This window comes from Nonomuraea sp. NPDC048882, from assembly GCF_040649755.1.
GTDB classification, from domain to species: domain Bacteria; phylum Actinomycetota; class Actinomycetes; order Streptosporangiales; family Streptosporangiaceae; genus Nonomuraea; species Nonomuraea maheshkhaliensis.
On record NZ_JBEZGB010000010.1, the window covers coordinates 244,676 to 267,285 of the forward strand.

Below are 22,610 nucleotides of genomic sequence, written 5' to 3' on the forward strand. Positions count from 1 at the left end.
TGTCCTAAACGTGGAGGAAAGGCGGTCCCGTGTCGGAGCAACTCCCCGACGAGCGGCTGGCGCAGCTCAAGAGCACCTTCGCCGCGATCGACACCGACGGCGACGGCTACATCAGCGAGGCCGAGCTGAAGCGGCACTTCCCCGACCTCCCGGCGGAGGCGCTCGGGGCGATGAGCCAGGAGGCCGACTCCGACCAGGACGGCCGCTACTCCTTCGAGGAGTTCGTCCGCACCATGTCCTGACGGCGTGTGGCGGCCCAGGAGACGGACGGCTCGCCGGCATCAGGGGTCGTACCGGCCTCGGAGGCGGACAGGGCGCGGGGACCAGGGGCCGTACCGGGCGTGCGGGGGCTCAGGATGCGGACAGGGCGCGCTCCATCGGAGTCCTGAACCGGGGCGTCACCTTGACCTCGCCGACCCAGGACGCCAGAACTCCGGCCTCCGCCTCGATCGCCGCCTTCGCGTCCGCGCCCACGTCCTCCAGCAGCCGCCACACGATCTCGCCGTCCTTGCGCTGCGCCCAGCCGCCCACCACCCGGCCGTCCCACCACACGGTCGGGCCCACGTTGCCGCTGCGGTCGAACAGCTCGGCGCGGTGCTCGCCCGGCAGGTACCAGTCGCGTTCCTGCCAGCCCATCGGCGTCGGATCGAGCGCCGGCAGCAGCGCCGCCCACGGCTCCGGCTCCCCACCGGTCAGATCGTCATCGGGCAGCAGGTAGCCGGTGCCGCCACCCTCCAGCTCCACCGCCACCGCCCCGACGGCGGCCAGCGCCCCGCGCACGTCCTTCAGCGTCCACCCGGTCCACCACTTGAGGTCCGCCTCCGTGCCGGGCCCGAACGCGGCCAGCCACCGCGCCACCAGCGCCGCCCGCGCCTCGTCCGCGGCCCGCTCCGCCAGTTCGGGGGCCAGGGCCCAGAAGTGCGTGCCGCTGACCCAGGTGCCGGACACGCGCGCCCGGCGTACCAGCAGGCCGTCCATCGCCATCAGGGGCAGCAGCCGCGAGCCCACGCTGATCACGCCCTCGTACGGCTTGCCCACGGCCACCCTGACCTGCTCCCGCAGCCGCGGCTCCAGCGCGCCCAGCTCGGCCGCCGTCCGGTCGCCCGCCTCGGCCAGGATCCGCAGCACGGACGCCTCGACGTCCTTGAACCAGGCCTCGTCCCAGCCGCCCGGCCCGAACGCCTTCATGAGCGAGGCGCGCTCCCTGCGGGCGATCGCCGGCATCGTGGAGTGGTGCACGACCGGCACCAGCTCCGCCGGCACCACGAACACCGTGCGCCGCATCCCGGTCATCCGCACCAGCGTGTGCTCGGCGTACAGGGCCCGCTCGACCGGCTCGGGCCCGGGCGCCAGCAGCCGGGCGCCGGCCGACAGGAACACGGTGGCCGGATCGGTGCCGTGCAACGCCACCACGGCGTCCGCCGCCTCCTCGGGCGTACCCACTTTGACGGCCAGCCGATGCCGCAAGGCCAGCCGCGCCCGCCGCTCCCGCGTAGAAACCCTCACAAAACCCCCTCAATCCGCGCCGAGCCTAATCCACCTCACTCACCGCCGGGAGGGGCCTCTCATCCGAAAGCGCAGAGTAGGAGCACGGGGTCTGGAGCATCGCGCGGTAGAGCTGATCGTGACGGGGGACCGGCATGGAATCCGGTGGGACCCCAGTGTCAGGATGATGAGTCACGCCTTCCTGCCCGCTCGCACCGGGCAGGAAGGCGTGTCAGGACATTGTTCATCATCAGGTGGGAGTTCGTAGTGGTTCAGCACGTACTGGTCGCCCCCGACAAGTTCAAGGGGACGCTGACGGCGGCCGAAGTGGCCTCCCGGGTGTCGGCGGGTCTCGGCGTGCCCACGGTGGAGCTGCCCGTCGCCGACGGTGGTGACGGGACGGTGGACGCCGCCGTCGCGGGCGGCTTCGGCCGGATCACGATCGAGGTCACGGGGCCGACCGGGGAGCGGATCCCCGCCTCGTACGCCTGGCAGCCCACCGGCACCGCCGTGGTCGAGCTGGCGGAGGCGTCCGGGCTGCGCCGCCTGCCCGGCGGGCACGAGCCACTGACGGCCACCAGCTACGGCACGGGCGAGCTGATCGCCGACGCCGTGCGCCGCGGCGCCAAGCGGGTGGTGCTCGGCCTGGGCGGCAGCGCCTGCACCGACGGCGGCGCGGGCATGGCCCAGGCCCTGGGCGCCCGCCTGCTCGACGACGAGGGCCGCGACCTGCCGCGCGGCGGGGCCGCGCTGAAGGATCTGGCCCGCATCGACCTGTCCGGCTTCCTCGACCTCGCGGGCGTGGAGTTCGTGGTGGCGAGCGACGTGGACAACCCGCTGCTCGGCCCGCACGGCGCCGCCGCCGTCTACGGCCCCCAGAAGGGCGCCACGGAGGACGACGTCAGGACGCTGGAGTCGGCGCTGTCGCGCCTGGCGGCCATCGCCACCGCCACCCACGGGCTCATGGGCGCGGTCGAGCACGACGGCCCCCCGCGCGCCATGGGCGTGGCGGGCGCGCCGGGCGCGGGCGCGGCCGGCGGCGTCGGGTTCGCGGCGATGGCGTTCCTGCACGCCGAGCTGCGGCCCGGCATCGGCTACCTGCTCGACCTGCTCGGCTTCGGCGAGGTGGTGCGCGGCGCCCGGCTGGTCGTCACCGGCGAAGGCTCGCTGGACGAGCAGTCGCTGCGCGGCAAGGCGCCGGTCGGCGTGGCGCGCGCCGCCGCCGAGGCCGGGGTGCCCGTGGTGGCCGTCTGCGGCCGCCGTACGCTCAGTGACGAGGAGCTGAAGGCCGCGGGCATCGAGGCGGCCTACGCCCTGACGGATCTGGAGCCCGACGTGGCTCGCTGCATGGCCGAGGCGGGCCCGCTGCTCGAACGCCTCGCCGCCCGGATCGCCGCAGACCGCCTCGGAAGGTGATGGATGACCTCGTTCGACCTCGTCGTCAGATCCCGCAGGACCGTCACGCCCGAGGGTGAGCGGGCGGCGGCGGTCGCCGTACGGGACGAGAAGATCGTCGCCCTGTACGACTACGCCGCGCCGCTCGACGCCCCCGAGGACGTGGACCTGCGCGACGTGGCCCTGCTGCCCGGCCTGGTGGACACGCACGTGCACGTCAACGAGCCCGGGCGGACCCACTGGGAGGGATTCGACTCCGCGACCAGGGCAGCCGCCGCCGGAGGCGTCACCACGATCGTGGACATGCCGCTCAACTCCCTGCCGCCCACGATCGACGAGCCGGCCCTCGACGCCAAGCTGCGCGCCGCCGGCGGCCGGTGCCACGTGGACGTCGGCTTCTGGGGCGGGGCCGTGCCGGGCAACGTCAAGGACCTCGCGCCGCTGCACCGGCGCGGCGTGTACGGGTTCAAGTGCTTCCTGTCGCCCTCGGGGGTCGAGGAGTTCCCGCACCTGACGGTCGCCGAGCTGCGGCTCGCCCTGGAGGAGGTGGCCGGGTTCGGCGGGCTGACCGTGGTGCACGCCGAGGACCCGGCGCTGCTGGCCGAGCCGGGCGGGCCGGGCTACCGGGAGTTCCTGGACTCACGGCCGGGGGCCTCCGAACGCAGCGCCGTCGAGCAGGTCGTCCGGGTGGCGGAGGAATGCGGCGCCCGGGTGCACATCCTGCACGTCTCCAGCGCCGACTGCCTGGAGGTCCTGGAGGCGGCCCAGGCCAGGGGAGTGGCGGTGTCGGCCGAGACCTGCCCCCACTACCTGACGCTGACGGCCGAGCAGGTGCCGGAGGGCGAGACCACGTACAAGTGCTGCCCGCCGATCCGCTCCGAGGCCAACCGCGACCTGCTGTGGGACGGGCTGGCGCGCGGGGTGCTGAGCTGCGTGGTGTCGGACCACTCGCCCTCGACGGCCGATCTCAAGGTGCCCGACTTCGCCGCCGCCTGGGGCGGCATCGCCTCGCTGCAGATCGGGCTGCCGGCGATCTGGACGGAGGCCGCGCGCCGAGGGCACGGGCTCGGGGACGTGGTCCGCTGGATGTCCGCCAACCCCGCCGCGCTGGCCGGCGTGCCCGGAAAAGGCGGGATAAAGGTGGGCAACGATGCCGACCTGGTGGCCTTCGACCCCGCCGCCGACCTGCTGGTGGACGCCGCCCGGTTGCACCACAAGAATCCCGTCACCCCCTACCACGGCCGCACGCTCAAGGGCGCCGTCCTGACCACCTGGCTGCGCGGCCGGCCGGTGGACGGCCGGCCGCACGGACGACTGCTGATGGGAGCGCGCCGATGACCCCGTTCACCCGCCTGCCCGACCTCGCCCTGCGCCCGCTCGGCGGCTCGGTCGTGGCGGCCAGCGACGAGTCCTTCGCCGAGAAGGAGAGCCTGATCAGGCCGGAGCGTCCGGCGTTCAGCCCGGAGACGTTCGGCGGCAAGGGGCAGGTGTACGACGGCTGGGAGACCCGCCGGCGCCGCTCACCCGGGCACGACTGGGCCCTGGTGCGGCTCGGCCTGCCCGGCGTGATCAGGGGCGTGGTGATCGACACGGCCTGGTTCAAGGGCAACTATCCGCCGTACGCGTCCGTGGAGGCGGCGGCCGTCGAGGGCTACCCGTCGCCGGAGGAGCTGGCGCGGGCCCCGTGGACGGAGATCGTGCCCCGATCGGAGCTCAAGGGAGACGCGGAGCACCACTTCGAGGTCGCCGACGAGCACCGCTACACCCACGTGCGGCTCAACATCCACCCCGACGGAGGCGTGTCCAGGCTGCGCGTGCACGGCGAGGTCCGCCCCGACCTGTCCGTCTACGAGGGTCTCGGGCTCGATCTGGCCGCGCTCGCCAACGGCGGCCTGGTCACCGCCTGCTCCGACGACTTCTACTCCTCCCCGAACAACGTCATCGCCCCCGGCCTGGCCCGGCACCAGGCGGAGGGCTGGGAGACCGCCAGGCGGCGCGACGACGGCAACGACTGGATCGTCATCCGGCTGGCCGGGCGCGGGCTCGTCAGGCTGGCCGAGATCGACACCACCAACCTGCTGTTCAACGCGCCCGCCGCGGTCTCGCTGACGGGGCTGGACGGGGAGCGCGAGGTGCCGCTGCTGCCCAGGACCCCGCTGCGGCCCGACACGCCGCACCGCTTCCGCCTGGACCACCGGGAGCCGGTGACGAGCGTACGGGTGGACATCTACCCGGACGGCGGCCTGGCCCGGGTCCGCCTGCACGGCCACCTCACCTGAGCCCGGCTCCTGTCCCCGTTTCAGGGACAGGAGGTCACTGCCAGAGGAAGACCACGCTGCCCGGCGGCCGCTCGCTGTTGGGCAGCGGCCGCTGGAACTGCACCACGCCGCCGTTGCTCAGCCGGTTGACCCGCACCTTGAACCCCAGCGCCTCCAGCTCGGGCTTGGCGTCGTTGATGTTCTTGCCGATCACGCCGGGCACGACGCTGAACTGCTGGTCGTCGCGGGCCTCGTTGTCGCCGCGGAACCACTGCCACCAGTCGGTCTGGCAGCGCGCCACCGTGATCATCACGGGTACGCCCTTGTCGACCTCGGACTTGGCCTTGGGCGACTGGGCGATGACGGTGCACGGCTCGGCGTCGTCGTCGACCTCGTTGACCTGCACCTGGAAGCCCTGCCCGCCGAGGAAGCCGGCCGCCTCGTCCTTCGGCATGCCGCCGACGTCGGGCATGACGAGCCCGGCGCTGACGAAGATGTTGATCTTGGCGCTCTTCCTGACCTTCTCGCCCACCTGCGGCGAGGTGCGGATCACCTTGTCGCGCTCGACCTGCTGGTTGGGCAGGCGCTTGACGGCGCCGACGGTCAGCCCCGCCTTCGCTATGGCGGCCCTGGCCTCGTTGCTCGACCGGCCCGACACGTCGGGCACGACGATCCGCTCGGGGCCGAGCGAGAGCACCAGCGTGACCGTCGAGCCCTTCTCCAGCTCGGCGTCGGCCGCCGGGTCGCTGCTGAGCACCAGGCCCTCGGCGACCTTCTCGTCGTGCTTCCCGTCGGCCTGGCGCATCTGCAGCCCGCGGCCGGCGATGGTCTTCTCGGCCTCCGCCACGTTCTTGCCGATCAGGTCGGGCACGGTGACGAGCTCGGGCTGGGCGAAATACCAGCCCGTCAGCCCGACCGCCACCACCATCACGGCGGCCAGCGCCACCAGGAACCAGTTGGGCCGGAACCCGCGCCGCCGCGGCTCCTCAGCCGACGTCCGCGGCTGGATCATCGTGTGCGCCGGCGCGGGCTGCGGCATCGAACGCGCGCCCGAGACCGGGCCGCCCGCCGGATGGGCGTACACCGTCGTCGGGTTGGTGCCCGGCATCATCGGGCCGGTGCCCGGCGGGGTCGTCGTGCGCGGCAACATCCGGTGCGCGTCCACCGCGGCGACCAGCATGGCCGTCGCGTCGGCGGGGCGGTCTTGCGGCTCGCGCGCGGTCGCGTGCGCCACCAGCGTGTCGACCAGCGGCGGCACCTCGGGCGCCACCGAGGACGGCGCGGGCACCGTGTCGTGCACGTGCCGGTAGGCCACCGACATCGGCGTCTCGCCGTCGTACGGCTGCTGCCCCGTGACCAGCTCGAACAGCATGATGCCCGCGGCGTAGACGTCGCTGCGCACGTCGGCCGCGCCCGTGGTGACCTGCTCGGGCGCCATGTAGCCGATCGTGCCGATCATCACGCCGGTACGGGTCTGGTTGGTCGCCTCGATCGCCCTGGCCAGGCCGAAGTCGACGACCTTGACCCGGCCGTCGTCGGTCATGAGGACGTTTTCCGGTTTGACGTCGCGGTGCACGAGCCCGGCCTGGTGGGCGGCGCCGAGCGCGGCCAGCACCGGGATCATCAGCTCCAGCGCCTCGCGGGCGGGCAGCCTGCCGCGGTCGCGCAGGATGTCGCGCAGCGTGCGGCCGGGGACGTATTCCATCGACAGGTAGACGACGTCGTTGTCGGTGCCCTGGTCGAAGACGTGCACCACATTGGGATGGGAGAGGCTGGCGACCGACTTCGCCTCGCCGATGAACCTTCTGACGAATGCCGGGTCCTCGGCGAGCGAGCGGTGCATGACCTTCAGCGCCACCGTCCGGTCGAGCCGGATGTCCAGCGCGAGGTAGACGGTCGCCATACCGCCCCGGGCGATTCGGCTCTCGATGCGGTAGCGCCCATCGAGGAGCCGCCCGACCAGGGGGTCCGCAGTCGTCGTATCCACCCCGCTGAGTTTACGGGCGTTTTGCCACTGGCAGGGCCCCACCGCCCGAAACCGATGCGGAGACGTTCTCGTCACGACGCCCCGCCGAACCCGTCCCGGCCCCCTCACACCCCTGAAACGCGGCTCTCTCGGTGCTTGTCCCGGCACCCTCCGTGACATCCCGCGACTGCGCCCCCGGCGTGTCGCGGTCCTGGCCGGGCGGGTGGTGGACTCGGATCCGGCCAGGCGCGTCGCGTACGAGAGGGGAGGGGATCGGGCGGGTTGCGGCGGGCTCGTTCCGTCGGCCGGGCCGGCTGGGTTACGGGGACGTCGGGGAGGAGGCCTCGGCGTAGCGGCGGCGGGGGATGCGGCCCGCCTGGCGGGCCAGCCGCCCGGCCGCGACGGCGCCCTTCATGGCCGCCGCCATGAGGTCGGGCCGCTGCGCCCTGGTCACGGCCGTGGCCAGGAGCACCGCGTCACAGCCCAGCTCCATCGCCAGCGCGGCGTCACTGGCCGTGCCGATGCCCGCGTCGAGGATCACCGGCACGGACGCGGCCTCCACGATCAGCTCGATGCTGTGCGGGTTGCGGATGCCGAGCCCCGAGCCGATCGGCGCGCCCAGCGGCATCACCGCCGCGCACCCGGCCTGCTCGAGCCGCCGCGCCAGCGCCGGATCGTCCCCGATGTACGGCAGCACCACGAACCCGTCGGCCACCAGCCGCTCGGCCGCGTCGAACGTCTCGATCGGGTCGGGCAGCAGGGTTCGCTCGTCGGCGATGACCTCCAGCTTGACCCAGTTCGTGCCGAGCGCCTCCCTGGCCAGCCGGGCGGTCAGCACGGCCTCGCCCGCGGTGAAGCAGCCCGCCGTGTTGGGCAGCACCTTGATGTCGCGCCGGCGCAGCACGTCGAGCACGGTGCCGCGCGAGCCCGGGTCGAGCCGGCGCATCGCCACCGTGGTCAGCTCGGTGCCCGACGCCGCGAGCGCCTGGTCCAGCACCTCCAGCGAGGGCGCGCCGCCGGTTCCCATGATGAGCCGGGAGGAGAACTTCTCCCCGGCGATGATCAGATCATCCACCTTGCACCGCCGTCAGGACCTCCACGCGGTCACTGTCGCCGAGCGCCGTCGTCTCCCAGGCGCTGCGGGTGACCACCTCGTCGTTCACGGCCACGGCCACTCCGGTGGTGGCCGTGGTCAATGTCTGTACGGCCTGCGCCACGGTCATGCCGTCGGCCACCTCGTGCGCGGACCCGTTGATGGTAACAATCATGAAATTCCCTGAAATCTCTCCGGCGAGCACAGCGCCGCCAGCTCGCCCTCCTCGCCCAGCAGGATGGCCGTCGTGAGCGGGGCGAGCAGCACGCCGCCCCGGTGGTGCCCGGTCGCGAACGTCAGCCCCGGCGTCCCGCTGGGGCCGATGACCGGCAGGTTGTCCGGGGTGCCCGGCCGCAGCCCCGCCACCACGTCGGCGACCTCCAGCTCGGTGACGCCGGGAACCAGCTCCCTGGCGTCGCGCAGCAGCTCGTAGAGCCCGCCGGCGGTCACCCTGGTGTCGAAGCCCAGCTCCTCCTGGGTGGCGCCGACCACCAGCTCACCGTCGCCCCGGGGGACCAGGTAGACCGACGAGCCGTGCACGGTGCCGCGTACGCACCGGGTCAGCAGCGGCTGCGGCGAGCGCAGCCGCATGATCTGCCCCTTGACCGGCCGCACCGGCACCTCGGCCAGCTCGCCGCTCCACGCGCCGGCGGTCAGGACGACCCGCTCGGCCCTGATCTCGGCCCGGGTCTCCGCGCCGGTCTCCTTCCTGGCGCCCGTCCTGGTGCCCGCACGGGTCTCCGCCTTGGCGCCAGGTCTGACTTCACCGTGCCCGCCGCCAGGCCCGGTCCCGTACGGCTCCGGCGTCTCGAGGCGTACCCCCGTGACCCGGCCGCCTTCGCGCAGCAGCTCGGTGACGCGGGCGCGCACCACCTCGGCGCCAAGCCGCTCCAGCGCGGCCAGCAGGGCCGCGGTCACCCGGCGCGGATCCACCCAGGCGTCGCCGGGCGCCAGCAGCCCGCCACGCACGGACGGGGCCAGCATCGGCTCCAGGCGGCGGCATTCGCGCCCGGTGAGCCGCTCGACCGGCAGCCCGAGCTTGTCCATGAACGCCGCCAGCTCGTCCAGCGCCGCCAGGTCGTCGGCCCCGAACGCGACGTCAAGCGTCCCGTCGGACCGCAGATCCAGCGCGAGCGCATCTCCTCCGGCCGCGCCGTCACCGGCGAGCCCGGCACCCGCGCCCATCCTCGGACCGGCGAGTTCGGCAGCTGCGCCCGGCGCCGCGCCGACGTTCGTACCCGGGCCCGCGAGCCCGGCGTCCTCGGTGAGTTCGGCGGCGAAGGCGGGCCAGCGGCGCAGCGACGCCACCCCGAGCCGCAGCAGCGGCGCCTCGGTGTAGGTCACCTCGCTGACCGGGGCCAGCATCCCCGCCGCGGCATAGGAGGCGCCCCGCCCGGGCGCCGGATCGACCACGGTGACCTGGCGCCCCTCACGGGCCAGCCGCCACGCCACGGAGAGGCCGACGACCCCGCCGCCCACGATCACATCCACCTGCGCTCCCTTCGCCGGCATGATCCGGATCAGGTGTCTTGCGGTCGAAGGCCCGTCACAGCCTTCCTCTCAGCCCGGTGAAACGGCCGGACTCCCGCGCGTCTTACCTCCACAGCCTACGGCCTCGGTGCGGCGGCCGTGCACCGCCCCCGTTATGGTCTTGAACGTGAACCATGTCGTGGTGGTGGGAGCGGGCCTGGCCGGCCTGCGTACGGTCGAGGCCCTGCGAGGGCGCGGATTCACCGGCCGGATCACGCTGATGGGCGAGGAGCGCCATCGGCCCTACGACCGGCCGCCGCTGTCGAAGGCCGTGCTGAAGGGCGAGGCCGACACGAGCTTCGTCGACACCGACCTCGACGCCCTGGAGGTCGACTTCTGGCCGGGCGTCAGCGCCAAGTCGCTGCGCGCCGGCGTCGTGGAGACCACCGAGGGCGAGATCGGCTACGACGGCCTGGTCATCGCCACCGGCGCCGAGCCGATCAGGCTGCCGGGCGACGGCCTCCAGCACGTGCTGCGCACCCTCGACGACGCCCACGAGCTGCGCGCCGTGCTCGTCCCCGGCGCCCGCGTGGCGATCATCGGCGCCGGCTGGATCGGCGCCGAGGTGGCCACCGCGGCCCGCCGCGCCGGCTGCGAGGTGACGGTCGTCGAGAGCGCGCGGGCCCCGCTGAGCACCGCCGTCGGCGCCGAGATCGGCGCGCGCACCGTGCCCTGGTACGACGGCATCGACCTGCGCCTCGGGGCCATGGTCGACTCCGTGGACGAGGGCGGTGTGCGGCTGGTGGGCGGTGAGTTCATCGAGGCCCACGTGGTCGTCACCGGCATCGGCGTACGGCCCGCCGTCGGATGGCTGGCCGATGCCGACATCGACCTGCACAACGGCGTCGTCACCGACGAGCACCTGCGCGCCTCGCTGCCCGGCACCGTCGCCGTGGGCGACTGCGCCGCCTGGTGGTCGCGCCGCTGGGGCACCAGGCTCAGGGTCGAACACTGGGACACCGCGCTCAACGCCCCCGAGGTCGCCGCCGCGACGCTGCTGGGGGAGGAGGCGGTCTACGACCCGGTGCCCTACTTCTGGTCCGAGCAGTTCGGCCACATGATCCAGTACGCCGGACACCATCCGGCCGGCGAGCGGCTCGTCTACCGGGGCGAGCCAGAAGGCAAATGGTCGGCCGTCTGGCTCACCGAGGACGACACTCTGGCCGCCGTACTGGCCGTGGACCGGCCGCGCGACCTCGTACAGGGGCGGCGGATCATCGACGCCGGTCACCGTCTGGACACGGAACGCCTGGTAGATCCACAAGTCTCTCTACGGGATTGTGTTGTTTGAGCAAGCACGGCATGTGGTAGTTGTGGTTTCGTGACGCTTTCTGTTGCACAGATCGACCGGGAGACCGAGCAGCTCATCGACGAGTGGCTCACGCTCCCCGAAGTGGCCAGGCGCCTCGACCTTTCGATCGGCCGGGCCAAGCAGCTCCTGAAGGACCACAAGCTCCTCGGCGTGCGCCGGGGCGGCGGCGGGCCACAGGTGCCCGCGGTGTTCCTCGATGGGAAGGACGTGATGAAGGGCCTGCCCGGCACCCTGACGGTGTTGCAGGATGCCGGCTACGACGACGTGGAGTCGCTGCGCTGGCTCTTCACCCCCGACGAGTCGCTGCCAGGATCGCCCGTCGAGGCGATCAGGGCCGGCCGTCATACCGAGGTCAAGCGGCGTGCCCAAGCCCTCGCTTTCTGACGCGCGCCTCTATCTCTGCACAGACGGCCGCCGCGACCGCGGCGATCTGGCGGAGTTCCTCGACACGGTGCTGGCCGGCGGCGTGGACATCATCCAGCTGCGGGAGAAGGGTCTTGAGGCACGCGAAGAACTCGCGCTCCTCGAGGTCTTCCGCGACGCCTGCGACCGGCACGGCAAACTTCTGGCCGTCAACGACCGGGCGGACGTCGCGTACGCCGCCCGCCCCGACGTGCTCCATCTGGGGCAGGACGACCTTCCTGTGACGGTCGCGCGAGAGATACTCGGCGACGACATCGTCATCGGACGGTCCACCCACTCCGCCGCCGAGGCTTCCGCCGCGGCTGTGGAGGAGGGCGTCGACTACTTCTGCTGCGGGCCCGTCTGGCCCACCCCGACCAAGCCCGGCCGCCCGGCTCCCGGCCCGTCGCTGCTGCGGCACGCGGCGGCGCTGGGCACCTCGCGGCCGTGGTTCGGGATCGGCGGCATCGATCTCGCCAACCTGGACGAGGTGATGTCGTACGGGGTGAGCCGGGTGGTGGTCGTCCGCGCGATCACCGAGGCCGACGACCCCGGCGCGGCGGCTGCCGAGTTCGCCAAACGCCTGTCGGCCGGCTGAGCAGCCGAACACCCCCGGCCGGCTGAAGCGCCGGCCGTCGGCCGTTCGGCGGGTGAGCGGCCGGACGGCGGGCTGGCCGGTGATCGGTGGCCGGCGAGCCGGCGGATGACCGTCGGCCGACCGGTCGGCGGCGGGTCAGGTCTTGCGGCTGGTGGCGGCGATGGCCAGGTCGGTCAGTGCGGCGCGCGCCTGCGGCGTGACCGGGGCCGAGTCGAGCGCCGCCAGCGCCTCGCCCAGGTAGTCGCCGATCAGGTCCTCGCACTCCCGCAGTGCCCCGGTGTCGTCGATGATCTGCCGCAGCGTCTCGACCCCGCCCTCGTCCAGCGCGGGATCGCCGAGCAGCCGGCGCACGGTGCCGGCCTCGGCGGGCGAGGCCGCGGCCAGGGTGCGGGCCACCAGCATCGTCCGCTTGCCCTCCCGCAGGTCGTCGCCGGCGGGCTTGCCCGTCTGCGCCGGGTCGCCGAAGACCCCGAGGATGTCGTCGCGCAACTGGAACGCGATCCCGACCTGCCGCCCGAACCCGGCGCACAGCTCGTCCATCCACGGCGCCAGCTCCCGCCCGGCCAGCGCCAGCCCGAGCCTGAGCGGCTGCTCCACCGAGTATTTGCCGCTCTTGTAGAGCGCCACCCGCAGCGCCGACTCGAACGAGTTCTCCCCGTGCGCCTGCTCCAGCAGGTCGAGATACTGGCCGCACATCAGCTCGGTGCGCATGTGGTCGTGGACGGGCTGGGCCGCCTCCAGCGACTCGCGCGGCAGCCCGCTGGCCCGCCACATCTCGCCCGACCAGATCAGCAGCAGGTTGCCCAGCAGGATCGCCGCGCCCTCGCCGAACTGCTCCGCCGAGCCGTGCCAGCCCGACTTCTCGTGCATGGCCTGGAAGCGGCGGTGCGCGGACGGCATGCCCCGGCGCAGATCGCTCTTGTCCATCACGTCGTCGTGCACCAGCGCGCTGGCCTGCAGCAGCTCCAGCGAGGCGGCGGCGGTGAAGATGCCGGGCACGTCGGTGCCGCCGGCGCCGCGCCACCCCCAGTAGCAGAACGCCGGCCGCAGCCGCTTGCCGCCGGACAGCAGTTTGTCGGCCGCCTCGCGCAGCGGCGCGAACTCGGGATCGCCGCCGTCGGGCAGCTGCCGTTCGACGAACTCTCCGAGAGCGCGCTCGACCTGCGCGCGCAGGATCTCCAGGCCGGCCGCGTCAGTGGTCATGCCCATGAGACTAGTGGCCGGGAGCGAGGGTGCGGATCTCCAGGGTGTCTGTCTGACCGGCAGGTCTGCGAGATGTGGCGCTAATCTTGTGGGCATGGCTCTTGGTCGACCCTCTGTAAGGCCCGATCGTGTTCCCACCGTCCGCGACATGCTCGCCGCCGGTGGCCGGTCGTTCTCCTTCGAGTTCTTCCCGCCGAAGACCGACGAGGGCGCCAAACAGTTGTGGCGGGCGATCAGGGAGCTGGAGTCGCTGCGGCCCACGTTCGTCTCCGTGACGTACGGCGCCGGCGGCTCCACCCGTGACCGCACGGTCGACATCGTCGAGCGGATCGCCCACGACACCACGCTCACGCCCGTCGCCCACTTCACCGCGGTCGACCACTCCATCCGCGAGCTGCGCCACCTCGTAGGGCGCTTCGCCGACGCCGGAGTGCGCAACATCCTGGCCGTGCGCGGCGATCCCCCCGGCGACCCGACGGCCGAGTGGGTGCAGCATCCCGAGGGCGTGCTCTACGCCGAGGAGCTCGTCCGCCTGATCCGCCAGGCGGGCGACTTCTGCGTCGGCGTGGCCGCCTTCCCCTACAAGCATCCGCGTTCGCCCTCCATCGAGTCCGACACCGAATACTTCGTACGCAAGTGCCGGGCCGGGGCCGACTACGCGATCACGCAGATGTTCTTCCAGGCCGACGACTACCTGCGGCTGCGTGACCGGGTGGCGGCCCGGGGCTGTGACACGCCGATCATCCCGTGCATCATGCCGGTCACCCAGATGAGCACGATCGCCCGCTCCGAGCAGCTGTCGGGGGCGCCGTTCCCGCCGGACGTGGCGGCCAGGTTCGAGGCGGTCAAGGACGATCCGGCGGCGGTGCGGCGGCTCGGCATCGACCACGGGGCGGAGCTGTGCCAGCGGCTGCTCGACGAGGGCGCGCCGGGGATCCACTTCATCACCTTCAACCGGTCGAGCGCGTCGCGCGAGGTGTTCCAGCGCCTGGAGCGCATCCCCCTGTCCGCCTGATCCCGGCCGCTTGAGCGCGGTCGCTCGGGGAGGGTCGCTCGGGGTCGGTGGGGCGACGTCAGGTCCCTTCCAGGACGTGCACCTGGGGCAGATCGCGGTGGCGGTGATGGGCTTCGGCGATCGCCGCGAGGTTGTCGCGGCCCAGGGCGCGGTAGGCCGTGGTGAGCAGTTCGTTCGCCTGGGCCTCGCGTTCCGGGTCGCCCGCGCTGATCCAGTGCAGGTCGCGGCCGAGGGCGAGCGCGTCGGCGGGGAACCCTGCGGCGCAGCGGCGCAGCGCCTCCGTGACGTGGGCCGCTCGGACGGCCGGGTCGCCGGTCAGCTCCTTCACCAGGGCCGTGCAGAAGTCGTAATCGTCCCACGGTCGCTGTCGGCCACGCTCGATCATGGTGTCGTCTGTGATCGCTGTGCCGGGCTCGATCGCCCTGCCGCCCTCGATCAGGGTGTCGCCTTCGACGAGCGCGCCGCCGCCGTCCAGGGTCTCCAGCCGGTCGGGGTCTCCGTGCTCCAGTAGCTCGGGGGAGTGGCCGCTGGCGTCGTGATAGTCCTCGCCCTGTTCGTCGCGGTCGCCGGTCTCGAAGGTCGTCAGGACCTCGCGCAGCAGCCGCAGCCGGTGCCGTCGTACGACCACGTCGGGGTCCAGGAGATCGGCCGGCTCGCCGTCCTCGGACGACAGGTCGCGCCATCGCCATTCGAGCGTGTCGCGGACGGCCTCAAGAGGGGTGCGGGTCGGCAGGCCCACGCCGCCGCCGTCGTTGTTGTAGTAGGAGGCGACGCCGGTGCAGGTGCGGCCGTCGTCGTACCAGAGCCCGAAGTGCAGCCCGTCGGTGCCGCCGTGCATGAACGTGAGGAACTCGGGCGGGTCGCGGTAGTAGCGGCCGTGCACGCGCACGTCGATGCCGTCCCGGGACCGGCGTTCCGGATCGTCGAAGAGGTCCATGATTCCGAACGGGGACAGGTCCAGGTCGTGGAAAGCCTGATTCCCGGCCGGGCACAGGGACAGCAGGAAGGTCCGGAACCGGAAGATCGAGTCAGGCAGCCGGAATCCCCAGTCGCGGGCGACGCGGGCCTCGATCGCGGCGCGTTTGTGCTCGACCTGGGCCGCGGCGGCCGACCTCAGCCGCTCGTCCTCGGCCGGCGACCGGTTCGCCGCCTTCCATGCCGCGTAGTCGCGCAGCTCGGCGGCGGAACGCGCGGCGGCCCGCCGATGATGGGCCCGTTCCCACACAGACGGCGCCGGATCGGGTCCGCCGAAGATCGCCGCCTGGAGTCGTTCCTCGGGAGTGGGGCCGTCGAGGCCCGGATAGCGGGACCGGCGCTCTTTCATGGCGGCCTCGGCGGGCAGCCAGCGGCCGGGGTCGGCCGCCATCCGGCCGCGCGCCTCGGCGGCCGGCAGGGGAGCGATCTCCTGGTCGAACGCCGCCAGCGCCGCCGCCTTCCGCCGCACTGCCCGGGCGTCGATCTCGGTGCACCACCCGAGGTAGGCGTCCCACTCCTGGGCCGGATCGTGCTCGGGGAGATCGGCGCGATCGAGGAAGAAGCCGAACTTCTCGATGTGGGCGAGGTCGTCGTACTGCTCCGCCGTCCGCTTCCGCAGGCCGGCGCGGACCTGCTCGTCGTCCTCCTCCTCGCGCCACAGCTCGGGCATCTCCTCGGGACGTTCGACCTGATCGCGGTGGAGGTCGATCGTCGTCTCCCGGCCGAAGACCGACACGCGGGCCGTCAGTCTCGGACCGTCCGCGGAGACGAGCTCGGCGTCGAATCCGGCGAACGGGCCATCGACGATCTTCACGAAGTGACGCTTCATAGCGGGCCCCCATCGGCACGGACGATCTCTGGGGCAGCATGATAGAGATCACCACCGACACGCGGGCCCGGATGTCGCCGCAACCGCCGAAGGCGCGGCCCGGGTGTCACCGCGGCCCCCGGAGGTACGGGCCCGCCACCCGCCCGCAGGGGGACCGGGCGGGTGACGGGCAGGGGACACCGGACAATCGGTAAAGGGTCGATCACTTTCCGTGACTAGTTTCTGCCCCGCGTCATGCCTGGTAAACCACGGGTCACGTAAGCGACCTCAGGTGAGCGGGAGCGGGCGGCCGGCGATCGCGTACTCCTCGTGCCCGCCGGGGAAGACGAAGCGGGTCAGCAGGTCGGTGAAGCCCATGCTGGCGTAGAGGTGGCGGGCGGCCGTGGGCTGGTCGTGGGTGGACAGGATGGCCGAGCGCTCGCGGCGGCCCGCGCACAGCGTGGTGATCATGGCACGGCCGATGCCCTTGTTGTGCCACTCGGGGTGCACGTGGATCTCGGCCAGCTCGAACGCGTAGCCCATCCAGGCGTCGGCCGCCTCCTGGCCCAGCCGGTCGGCCAGGCCGCGCCAGACGACGTCGTGCCACCACTGGCCGGGGGCGCCGCGGAATCCGTACGCGAAACCGACGATTCTGGGTTCAGCGGTCGCCCCATCGGGGGATGAATCACGCAATTCCGCGAAATAACACTGAAAATGGGGATATGTCCCGTGGTTTCGCATGATGGTCTTGCGGCCGGCTATCTGGTCCACCGGCGGCTTCATCGCGGCCGCGTAAATGTCGATCACTGTCTCCAGCCGCTCGGTGAACTCGGCCGGACCGGCTCCGCGAAACTCGATCACCCGTCGCACACTACTCGACGTCCACCGGCGTACCCCCGGTGATGCGCACGAGCTCGTCGAACGTCGTCGGGAACACCGTGTGCGGATGCCCGCCCGCGGCCCAGACCACCTCGTGCTTGCTCAGCCAGGTGTCCACCAGCGTGCGCACGGGCGCCGGATGCCCGACCGGGGCCACACCGCCGATCGGCTGGCCGGTGGCCTCCCTGACGAACTCGGGCGTCGCCCTGCGCACCTTCGCCACGCCCGCCGTACGCGCGATCAGCTCGACGTCCACCCGGTGCGCGCCGCTGGTCAGGACGAGCAGCGGCGCGCCGTCCGCGTCGAAGATCAGGCTGTTGGCGATGGCACCGACCTCACAGCCGACCTGCGCGGCGGCGGTCGCGGCCGTGGGGGCCTTCTCGGGCAGGACCACGATCTCGCCGCCGGCTCCTCTTTCGCGCAGGGCGGACTCGACGATGAGGGCGTTCGCGGGCAACTTCTCAGACATGACGACACTCTAAACAGGTTGGCGCCCTGATTACCCATTCATGGTGGGTGGTGTAGGGTCCTCTGATCCGTTCTTGACCGATGATGAGGTGGTGACGGTGGTGGCTCGACGGCTGCCCGGGGTGGCTGCTCTCCTGACCGCCGGTGCGGTCGTCCTCACGGGTTGCGCGACGGGAGCGGAAGGCGATCGGCCGGGCCTCTCACCCGGCGCCTCCGCCCTGGCGGCCGCCGTCGTACCGAACGCCCAGGCCGCCGGCGCGGCCCCCGTGACGCCGGCCGTCACCGCCCCGCGCAAGACCCTCAAACTGGGCGCCAAGGGCAAGTCCGTCACCTGGCTGCAGAAGCGCCTGACCGAGCTCGGCTACCGGCCGGGCAAGGCCGACGGCCAGTACGGCGGCACCACGCTGGCGGCCGTGTGGGCGTTCCAGAAGGTCAACGGCATCAGGCCGAGCAGCACCGTCGCCCGGCGCACGTGGGAGGCCCTTGAGGCGCCCAAGGCGCCGAAGGTCCTGGTCCCCAACGGCAAGCCGACCCGCGCCGAGGTCAACCTGACCAAGCAGATCATGGTCCTGTACGTCGGCGGCGAGGTGAAGCTGATCACCCACGTCTCCTCGGGCAGCGGCGTCCCCTACTGCGAGACCGCCGCCTGGCAGGGCAGGAAGCAGCGCTTCTGCGGCTCGGCCACCACCCCGACCGGCAACTACCGCACGACGTGGCGCGCCAGCGGCTGGCACAAGTCCTACCTCGGCCAGCTCTACAACCCGATCTTCTTCAACGGCGGCATCGCCTTCCACGGGGCGCTGTCGGTGCCGCTCTACCCGGCCTCTCACGGGTGCGTGCGCATGCCGATGAACGTGGCCCAGGTCCTGCCGGGGATGCTCGGCAAAGGCGTGCCGGTGCACGTCAAGGGCCGCTTCAGGCGCGCCTGAAGCTGACGGCCCCGCACGGGGCAGCCGCACGTCCCTGAGGGCTGCGACCCCGCGCCGGGCCGTTCCGCGCGCCTGAAGGGCTGCGGCCCTCACGCCGGGGTTTCTCGCCGGCGGTGCTCAGGGCTCGTCCGCGTGCGTGGCGTCCCAGCGCCCGCGGGCGTCCTCCATGGCGTCCTTGTGCTCGCGCGACCAGTCGGCCAGCCGCGCCACGGCCTCCGCCAGACTGGCGCCCATCGGCGTCAGCCGGTATTCGACCTGCGGCGGGATCGTCGCGTACGCCGTGCGCTCGACCAGCCCGTCCCGGCACAGCCGCCGCGTCGTCAGCGTCAGCATGCGCTGAGAGATCCCCGGCACCGCGCGCTCCAGCTCCCTGAACCGGCGCACCCCCTTGGCCAGCTCCACGAGCACCAGCACCGTCCACTTGTCGCCGATGCGGTCGAGGACGTCCCTGATCCCGCAGTCGTCGTCTCCGCACGGGCCCGTGGGCTGGAGGGTTACCCCGGTGTGCGCGACCGACATGAGAGTGCCTCCTTACGGCGAGCGCCGGAACGCCCCCATCCTGGGGGTCGTCGACCTGCGATGACCACATTAGGGGTGTTTCATGATCGTCGTTACGGGTGTGTCCGGAGCGCTGGGCGGTTCGATCCTGGCCGGCCTTCGGGCCGTGGAGGGTATTGGGGAGGGCATGGAGGTGGCCGGGGCCAGCAGCTCCGGCGACGGGGAACGGGTGCGCCACGCCGACTTCGACCGACCGGAGACGCTGGAGGAGGCGTTCGCGGGCGCGAAGGTGCTGGTGTTCGTGTCCGCCGGGTACGCCGAGGACGACGTCGTGCTCGCCCGGCACGGCGCGGTGGTCGGGGCGGCCGCGGACGCGGGCGTCGAGCACGTGATCTACACCAGCCTGGCCGGGTCCGGCGATCGGCTCACGATCGCCCTGGCGCACCGGTGGACCGAGGCGCGGCTGGCCGGGGCGCCGTTCGACGTCACCGTGCTGCGCAACGGCCTGTACGCCGAGATCGCGGCGGGCCTGGCGCTCGCGGGCCTGCCGGACGCGGTGGAGAGCGGGGTGTTCGCGGCGCCGCTCGGCACGGGCCGGGTGTCGGTGGTGGCCAGGGAGGACCTGGCCGCCGTGGCGGTGCGGGTGGCGGCCGAGGCGTGGCGGGACGTGGTCGCGGGCGGGGAGCGGCGGCACGCCGGGCGTACGTACGAGCTGGAGGGGCTGAGCGCGGTCGGCGGGCACGACCTGGCCGCGATCGTCGCCGAGGCGCTGGGACGGCCGGTCACGTACGCGGCGGTGCCGCTGGGGGCGGTGCGGCCGGCGCTCGCGGGGATGGAGCCGTACCAGGCGGGGCACACGATCTCCACGTACGCCAACGTCGTCGCCGGGCTGCTGGAGGCCCGGGGGAGCGACCTGCCGGCGTTCGTGGAGTCGCCGCGCCCCGTACGCGACCTGATCGCGGCGGCCGTGAACCAGGCCGCTGAGGGGCTCAGCGCTGAGGCTGCGGCCGGCTGAGGGCGGTGCGCCTGCCCTCGGCGGCCGCCAGCACCAGCCCCGCGCCCTGCGCGAGGCCCGCGGCGAGCAGAAGGTAGGCCGTCGCCGGCTGCCACGGGGGCAGGCCGGCGGCGAAGTCGGGCGACTGGTACGGCCTGGCCAGCAGCGCGACGGGGTTGACCAGCGCCACGACGAAGCTCAGGGCGTAGGGGACGATCAGCAGGCCCGACAGCACCAGTAAGGGTGTGCGGCCCCTGCGCCCGCGCCGCAGCAGCGCGCCGATGACCACGTACGACAGCGCCACCAGACCGGCGAACGCGGCGGTCCACCAGGTCAGCCGCCAGGCGTCCACCCCGAGCGAGGTCATGCCGGCGGCGTCGATCCGGCCGCCCTGCCACCCAGGCCCCGTCACCTGCGCCCGCACCCCCGCCCGGACGGCCACGTGTCCCGCGCCCGTGTACGCCGCGACCAGAACCGGCCCCATGGCCAGCAGAACGAGACCGGCCACCCGCCCCCGGCTGACCGCCATCGGCGCTCCTCTCCGCTCGGCTCAGGGGGACAGCCTCTCAAAAGACCTTGATCCGAGCGACCCACCACCACCGGCTCGGCCGCCCGCCGAGGGGAGAGGAGCGCCGAGCGGGAACGGGGATCAGGAGAGGGAGCCCAGGCCGGAGACCGCGATCTCCACCGCCCGCCGGGCGGTGTCGAGGATCTCGTCGAACGTGCGGTCAGGCCGGAGATCGGCCACGACTGCCAGTTTCACCGCCCCGATCAGCGCCCCGATCGCCGCCGCCGACTCCGCCATGGTCAGCTCCCCGGCGAAGGACTCGTGCAGCGCCCTGGCCAGCCGCAGCTGGGTGTCGAACAGCAGGTGCAGCCCCCGGGCCTGCAGCGACGGCTCCGTCAGGATGAGGCGCGTGCGCACCGCCGCCTCCTTCTTGCCGAGCGTCTGGTTCAGCGTGTTCTCGACGCTGGTGTCGACGAGCCGGTGCAGCACGCCGACCAGCGTCTCTCCCGGCGCCCGCCCGGCGATGACGCCGACGGCCATCTCCAGGCGCTGGTCGGTGTCATGGAAGATCAGGTCGTCCTTGCTGGCGAAGTAGCTGAAGAACGTGCGCGTCGAGACTTCGGCCTGAGCCGCGATCTCCGCGAGGGTCGTCTCCTCGAAGCCCTTCTCGTCGAACAGCCGGAACGCCGCCTCGATCAGCGCCTGCCGCGTGCGCTGCTTCTTGCGCTCCCGTAGACCCGCCATGCCGGAACTGTACTGCATGGATTGAAGTGTTGCATCCATTGAAATTTTGCATCCGTTGAGGTTTTCTAGGAAGGGAGACAGGAAAGGAGCCCGATCATGTCCGAACTGACCATGCCCACCACCCGCCGGCGTCCGCTCGACCCGCCGGAAAAGCTCACAGAGCTGCGACAACACGGCGCCCTGCACCGCATGACGTACGCCGACGGCCACCAGGGCTGGCTGGTGACCGGCTACGCGGCCGCCCGCGCGGTGCTGGCGAGCCCTCACTTCAGCAACCTGACCGAGAAGCAGCATCCGCCGATCAAGGCCGCCAGGATGAACCTGTCGGACAAGGGCAAGGCCAAGCTGCCGCCCGGGTTCTTCCTGCGCATGGACGAGCCCGAGCACACGCGCTTCCGCAAGCTGCTGACCGGGCAGTTCACGGTGCGCCGGATGAAGCTCCTCGAACCGCGCATCGCGGAGATCGTCGACGCGCGCCTCGACGCGATGGCGGCCGCGGGCGGCCCGGTGGATCTCGTGCAGGAGTTCGCGCTGCCGATCCCGTCACTGGTGATCTGCGAACTGCTCGGGGTGCCGTACGAGGACCGCTCGAGCTTCCAGCAGGACACCAAGCTCCTGGCCAGCCTGGAGACCGAGGCGGACGACGCCCTGGCGGCCCTGGGGCGGATCTCCGCGTTCATGTACGGGCTGATCCAGCGCAAGCGCGCCCAGCCGGCCGACGACCTCATCAGCGGGCTCGTCGAGACCGGCGAGCTGAACGACGAGGAGCTCACCGGCGTCGCACTCCTGCTGCTGATCGCCGGGCACGAGACGACCGCCAACATGCTCGGGCTGGGGACGTACGCGCTGCTCACGAACCCCGGCCAGCTCGCCGCGATGCGCGACGACCCGTCGGCGGTGGACAACGGCGTGGAGGAACTGCTGCGGTTCCTCACGATCATCCACCTCGGCCCCATCCGTACGGCGCTGCGGGATGTGGAGATCGAGGGTGTCACGATCGAGGCCGGGCAGACGGTCACCCTCCACCTGCCCACCGCCAACCGCGACCCCTCCCGCTTCGCCGGCGGCGACGAACTCGACCTCACCCGCCCCGCCGGCGGGCACCTCACCTTCGGCCACGGCATCCACCAGTGCCTCGGCCAGCAGCTCGCCCGCGCCGAGATGCGCATCGCCTTCCCCGCGCTGCTGCGCCGCCTGCCTGGCCTACGCTTGGCGGTAACACCCGAGGAGGTGCCGATGCGCTCGGACATGTCCATCTACGGAGTGCACCGCCTCCCTGTCACTTGGTAGGTCAAGATGAAGATCAAGGCAGACGAATCGGTGTGCATCGGGGCGGGCATGTGCGCGCTGACGGTGCCGGCGGTGTTCGATCAGAGTGAGGAGGAGGGCACGGTCGTGCTCCTTCAGGAGGCGCCGCCGCAGGATCTGGAGGACGCCGTACGCCGTGCCGTGACCCTGTGCCCGTCCGGGGCCATCTCGGTCGAGTGAGGGCCGGCGTCCCCTTGACGCCCTCCTGACACCCATCCGCCGCCGCCGCGCCCTGTCCCGCG

General features: G+C 72.5%; 24 protein-coding genes and 1 riboswitch. Of the genes, 12 read left to right on the forward strand and 12 right to left on the reverse strand.

Translation table 11 applies throughout. The features are described 5' to 3' along the window. Window positions 1-29: 29 nt before the first annotated feature. On the forward strand, window positions 30-242 hold the full coding sequence (locus AB0C27_RS33170) for an EF-hand domain-containing protein (protein ID WP_357852052.1): 213 nt from the start codon (window positions 30-32) through the stop codon (window positions 240-242). 109 nt (window positions 243-351) lie between these two features. Here AB0C27_RS33170 and AB0C27_RS33175 read toward each other — a convergent pair whose 3' ends face one another. Next, window positions 352-1,506 carry a winged helix DNA-binding domain-containing protein gene (locus tag AB0C27_RS33175; protein ID WP_357852055.1) on the reverse strand — a complete coding sequence of 385 codons (1,155 nt, stop codon included), beginning with the start codon at window positions 1,504-1,506 and terminating at the stop codon, window positions 352-354. 246 nt (window positions 1,507-1,752) lie between these two features. On the opposite strand from AB0C27_RS33175, the gene AB0C27_RS33180 reads away from it, so the two are divergent. From AB0C27_RS33180 to alc, 3 genes are read left to right on the forward strand one after another with little or no spacing between them, the layout of a single operon-like run. Then, window positions 1,753-2,901, forward strand: coding sequence for a glycerate kinase (locus AB0C27_RS33180; protein ID WP_357852058.1), 1,149 nt, complete (start codon window positions 1,753-1,755; stop codon window positions 2,899-2,901). A 3-nt stretch (window positions 2,902-2,904) separates the two neighbouring features. Next, window positions 2,905-4,218: an allantoinase AllB gene (gene allB, locus AB0C27_RS33185; RefSeq protein ID WP_357852061.1), complete on the forward strand. Its 1,314-nt coding sequence runs from the start codon at window positions 2,905-2,907 to the stop codon at window positions 4,216-4,218. After that, window positions 4,215-5,159 carry an allantoicase gene (gene alc / locus AB0C27_RS33190; RefSeq protein WP_357852064.1) on the forward strand — a complete coding sequence of 315 codons (945 nt, stop codon included), beginning with the start codon at window positions 4,215-4,217 and terminating at the stop codon, window positions 5,157-5,159. Before allB ends, alc begins: the two co-directional genes overlap by 4 nt. 34 nt (window positions 5,160-5,193) lie before the next feature. Here alc and pknB read toward each other — a convergent pair whose 3' ends face one another. From pknB to AB0C27_RS33210, 4 genes are all read right to left on the reverse strand, one after another. Continuing rightward, entirely contained in the window at window positions 5,194-7,125 is a 1,932-nt protein-coding gene (gene pknB, locus AB0C27_RS33195) for a Stk1 family PASTA domain-containing Ser/Thr kinase (protein WP_357852066.1), read from the reverse strand. Between the two features lie 298 nt (window positions 7,126-7,423). Continuing rightward, window positions 7,424-8,179 (reverse strand): thiazole synthase, encoded by a 756-nt coding sequence (locus AB0C27_RS33200; RefSeq protein ID WP_357852069.1) that lies wholly within the window; start codon window positions 8,177-8,179, stop codon window positions 7,424-7,426. Beyond that, window positions 8,172-8,372: a sulfur carrier protein ThiS gene (thiS, locus tag AB0C27_RS33205; RefSeq protein WP_346107663.1), complete on the reverse strand. Its 201-nt coding sequence runs from the start codon at window positions 8,370-8,372 to the stop codon at window positions 8,172-8,174. Before thiS ends, AB0C27_RS33200 begins: the two co-directional genes overlap by 8 nt. After that, window positions 8,369-9,709, reverse strand: coding sequence for an FAD-dependent oxidoreductase (locus AB0C27_RS33210; RefSeq protein WP_357852072.1), 1,341 nt, complete (start codon window positions 9,707-9,709; stop codon window positions 8,369-8,371). The genes thiS and AB0C27_RS33210 overlap by 4 nt, the downstream gene beginning before the upstream one ends. Then, a riboswitch (TPP riboswitch) is annotated at window positions 9,678-9,796 on the reverse strand. (Overlaps the previous gene by 32 nt.) A gap of 58 nt (window positions 9,797-9,854) precedes the next feature. Here AB0C27_RS33210 and AB0C27_RS33215 point away from each other — a divergent pair. Genes AB0C27_RS33215 through thiE form a run of 3 tightly spaced genes read left to right on the forward strand, consistent with a single transcriptional unit; the run spans window position 9,855 to window position 12,039 of the window. Beyond that, window positions 9,855-11,018, forward strand: coding sequence for an FAD-dependent oxidoreductase (locus AB0C27_RS33215; RefSeq protein ID WP_357852075.1), 1,164 nt, complete (start codon window positions 9,855-9,857; stop codon window positions 11,016-11,018). 30 nt (window positions 11,019-11,048) lie between these two features. Continuing rightward, the gene (locus tag AB0C27_RS33220; protein ID WP_346107668.1) at window positions 11,049-11,423 is read left to right on the forward strand and encodes an Rv2175c family DNA-binding protein; all 375 of its coding nucleotides are present in this window, start codon (window positions 11,049-11,051) and stop codon (window positions 11,421-11,423) included. After that, window positions 11,401-12,039 carry a thiamine phosphate synthase gene (gene thiE / locus AB0C27_RS33225; RefSeq protein ID WP_357852079.1) on the forward strand — a complete coding sequence of 213 codons (639 nt, stop codon included), beginning with the start codon at window positions 11,401-11,403 and terminating at the stop codon, window positions 12,037-12,039. The genes AB0C27_RS33220 and thiE overlap by 23 nt, the downstream gene beginning before the upstream one ends. Window positions 12,040-12,174: 135 nt before the next feature. Here thiE and AB0C27_RS33230 read toward each other — a convergent pair whose 3' ends face one another. Next, on the reverse strand, window positions 12,175-13,242 hold the full coding sequence (locus AB0C27_RS33230; protein WP_357852082.1) for a polyprenyl synthetase family protein: 1,068 nt from the start codon (window positions 13,240-13,242) through the stop codon (window positions 12,175-12,177). Between the two features lie 148 nt (window positions 13,243-13,390). On the opposite strand from AB0C27_RS33230, the gene metF reads away from it, so the two are divergent. Further along, window positions 13,391-14,257, forward strand: coding sequence for a methylenetetrahydrofolate reductase [NAD(P)H] (metF, locus tag AB0C27_RS33235; protein WP_357852085.1), 867 nt, complete (start codon window positions 13,391-13,393; stop codon window positions 14,255-14,257). Window positions 14,258-14,315: 58 nt separating this feature from the next. Here the strand turns inward: metF and AB0C27_RS33240 are convergent, their stop codons facing one another. The 3 genes from AB0C27_RS33240 to AB0C27_RS33250 all read right to left on the reverse strand — a co-directional run bounded on the left by AB0C27_RS33240 (window position 14,316) and on the right by AB0C27_RS33250 (window position 17,388). After that, a complete protein-coding gene (locus AB0C27_RS33240) occupies window positions 14,316-16,046 on the reverse strand; it encodes a hypothetical protein (RefSeq protein WP_357852088.1) in 1,731 nt (576 codons plus the stop codon). Window positions 16,047-16,328: 282 nt separating this feature from the next. Further along, complete coding sequence (locus AB0C27_RS33245; RefSeq protein WP_357852091.1) at window positions 16,329-16,901, reverse strand: GNAT family N-acetyltransferase; 573 nt, start codon at window positions 16,899-16,901, stop codon at window positions 16,329-16,331. Window positions 16,902-16,911: 10 nt separating this feature from the next. Continuing rightward, window positions 16,912-17,388: a YbaK/EbsC family protein gene (locus tag AB0C27_RS33250; protein WP_346107679.1), complete on the reverse strand. Its 477-nt coding sequence runs from the start codon at window positions 17,386-17,388 to the stop codon at window positions 16,912-16,914. A 73-nt stretch (window positions 17,389-17,461) separates the two neighbouring features. Between AB0C27_RS33250 and AB0C27_RS33255 the strand changes: the two genes are divergently transcribed. After that, a complete protein-coding gene (locus tag AB0C27_RS33255) occupies window positions 17,462-18,316 on the forward strand; it encodes a L,D-transpeptidase family protein (protein WP_357852094.1) in 855 nt (284 codons plus the stop codon). 117 nt (window positions 18,317-18,433) lie between these two features. Here AB0C27_RS33255 and AB0C27_RS33260 read toward each other — a convergent pair whose 3' ends face one another. Then, window positions 18,434-18,835, reverse strand: a complete 402-nt coding sequence (locus AB0C27_RS33260) for a helix-turn-helix domain-containing protein (protein ID WP_357852097.1) — start codon at window positions 18,833-18,835, stop codon at window positions 18,434-18,436. Between the two features lie 82 nt (window positions 18,836-18,917). On the opposite strand from AB0C27_RS33260, the gene AB0C27_RS33265 reads away from it, so the two are divergent. After that, on the forward strand, window positions 18,918-19,829 hold the full coding sequence (locus AB0C27_RS33265) for an NmrA family NAD(P)-binding protein (RefSeq protein WP_357852100.1): 912 nt from the start codon (window positions 18,918-18,920) through the stop codon (window positions 19,827-19,829). Here AB0C27_RS33265 and AB0C27_RS33270 read toward each other — a convergent pair. Both AB0C27_RS33270 and AB0C27_RS33275 read right to left on the reverse strand, forming a co-directional pair. Next, entirely contained in the window at window positions 19,804-20,337 is a 534-nt protein-coding gene (locus AB0C27_RS33270; protein ID WP_357852103.1) for a hypothetical protein, read from the reverse strand. The genes AB0C27_RS33265 and AB0C27_RS33270 overlap by 26 nt on opposite strands. Before the next feature lie 120 nt (window positions 20,338-20,457). Continuing rightward, on the reverse strand, window positions 20,458-21,060 hold the full coding sequence (locus tag AB0C27_RS33275; protein ID WP_357852106.1) for a helix-turn-helix domain-containing protein: 603 nt from the start codon (window positions 21,058-21,060) through the stop codon (window positions 20,458-20,460). 96 nt (window positions 21,061-21,156) lie between these two features. Here AB0C27_RS33275 and AB0C27_RS33280 point away from each other — a divergent pair, with 96 nt between their 5' ends. Together AB0C27_RS33280 and AB0C27_RS33285 are read left to right on the forward strand one after the other, a co-directional pair. Further along, entirely contained in the window at window positions 21,157-22,350 is a 1,194-nt protein-coding gene (locus AB0C27_RS33280; protein WP_357852109.1) for a cytochrome P450, read from the forward strand. A 6-nt stretch (window positions 22,351-22,356) separates the two neighbouring features. Then, window positions 22,357-22,548, forward strand: a complete 192-nt coding sequence (locus tag AB0C27_RS33285; RefSeq protein WP_357852112.1) for a ferredoxin — start codon at window positions 22,357-22,359, stop codon at window positions 22,546-22,548. Window positions 22,549-22,610: the final 62 nt, after the last annotated feature.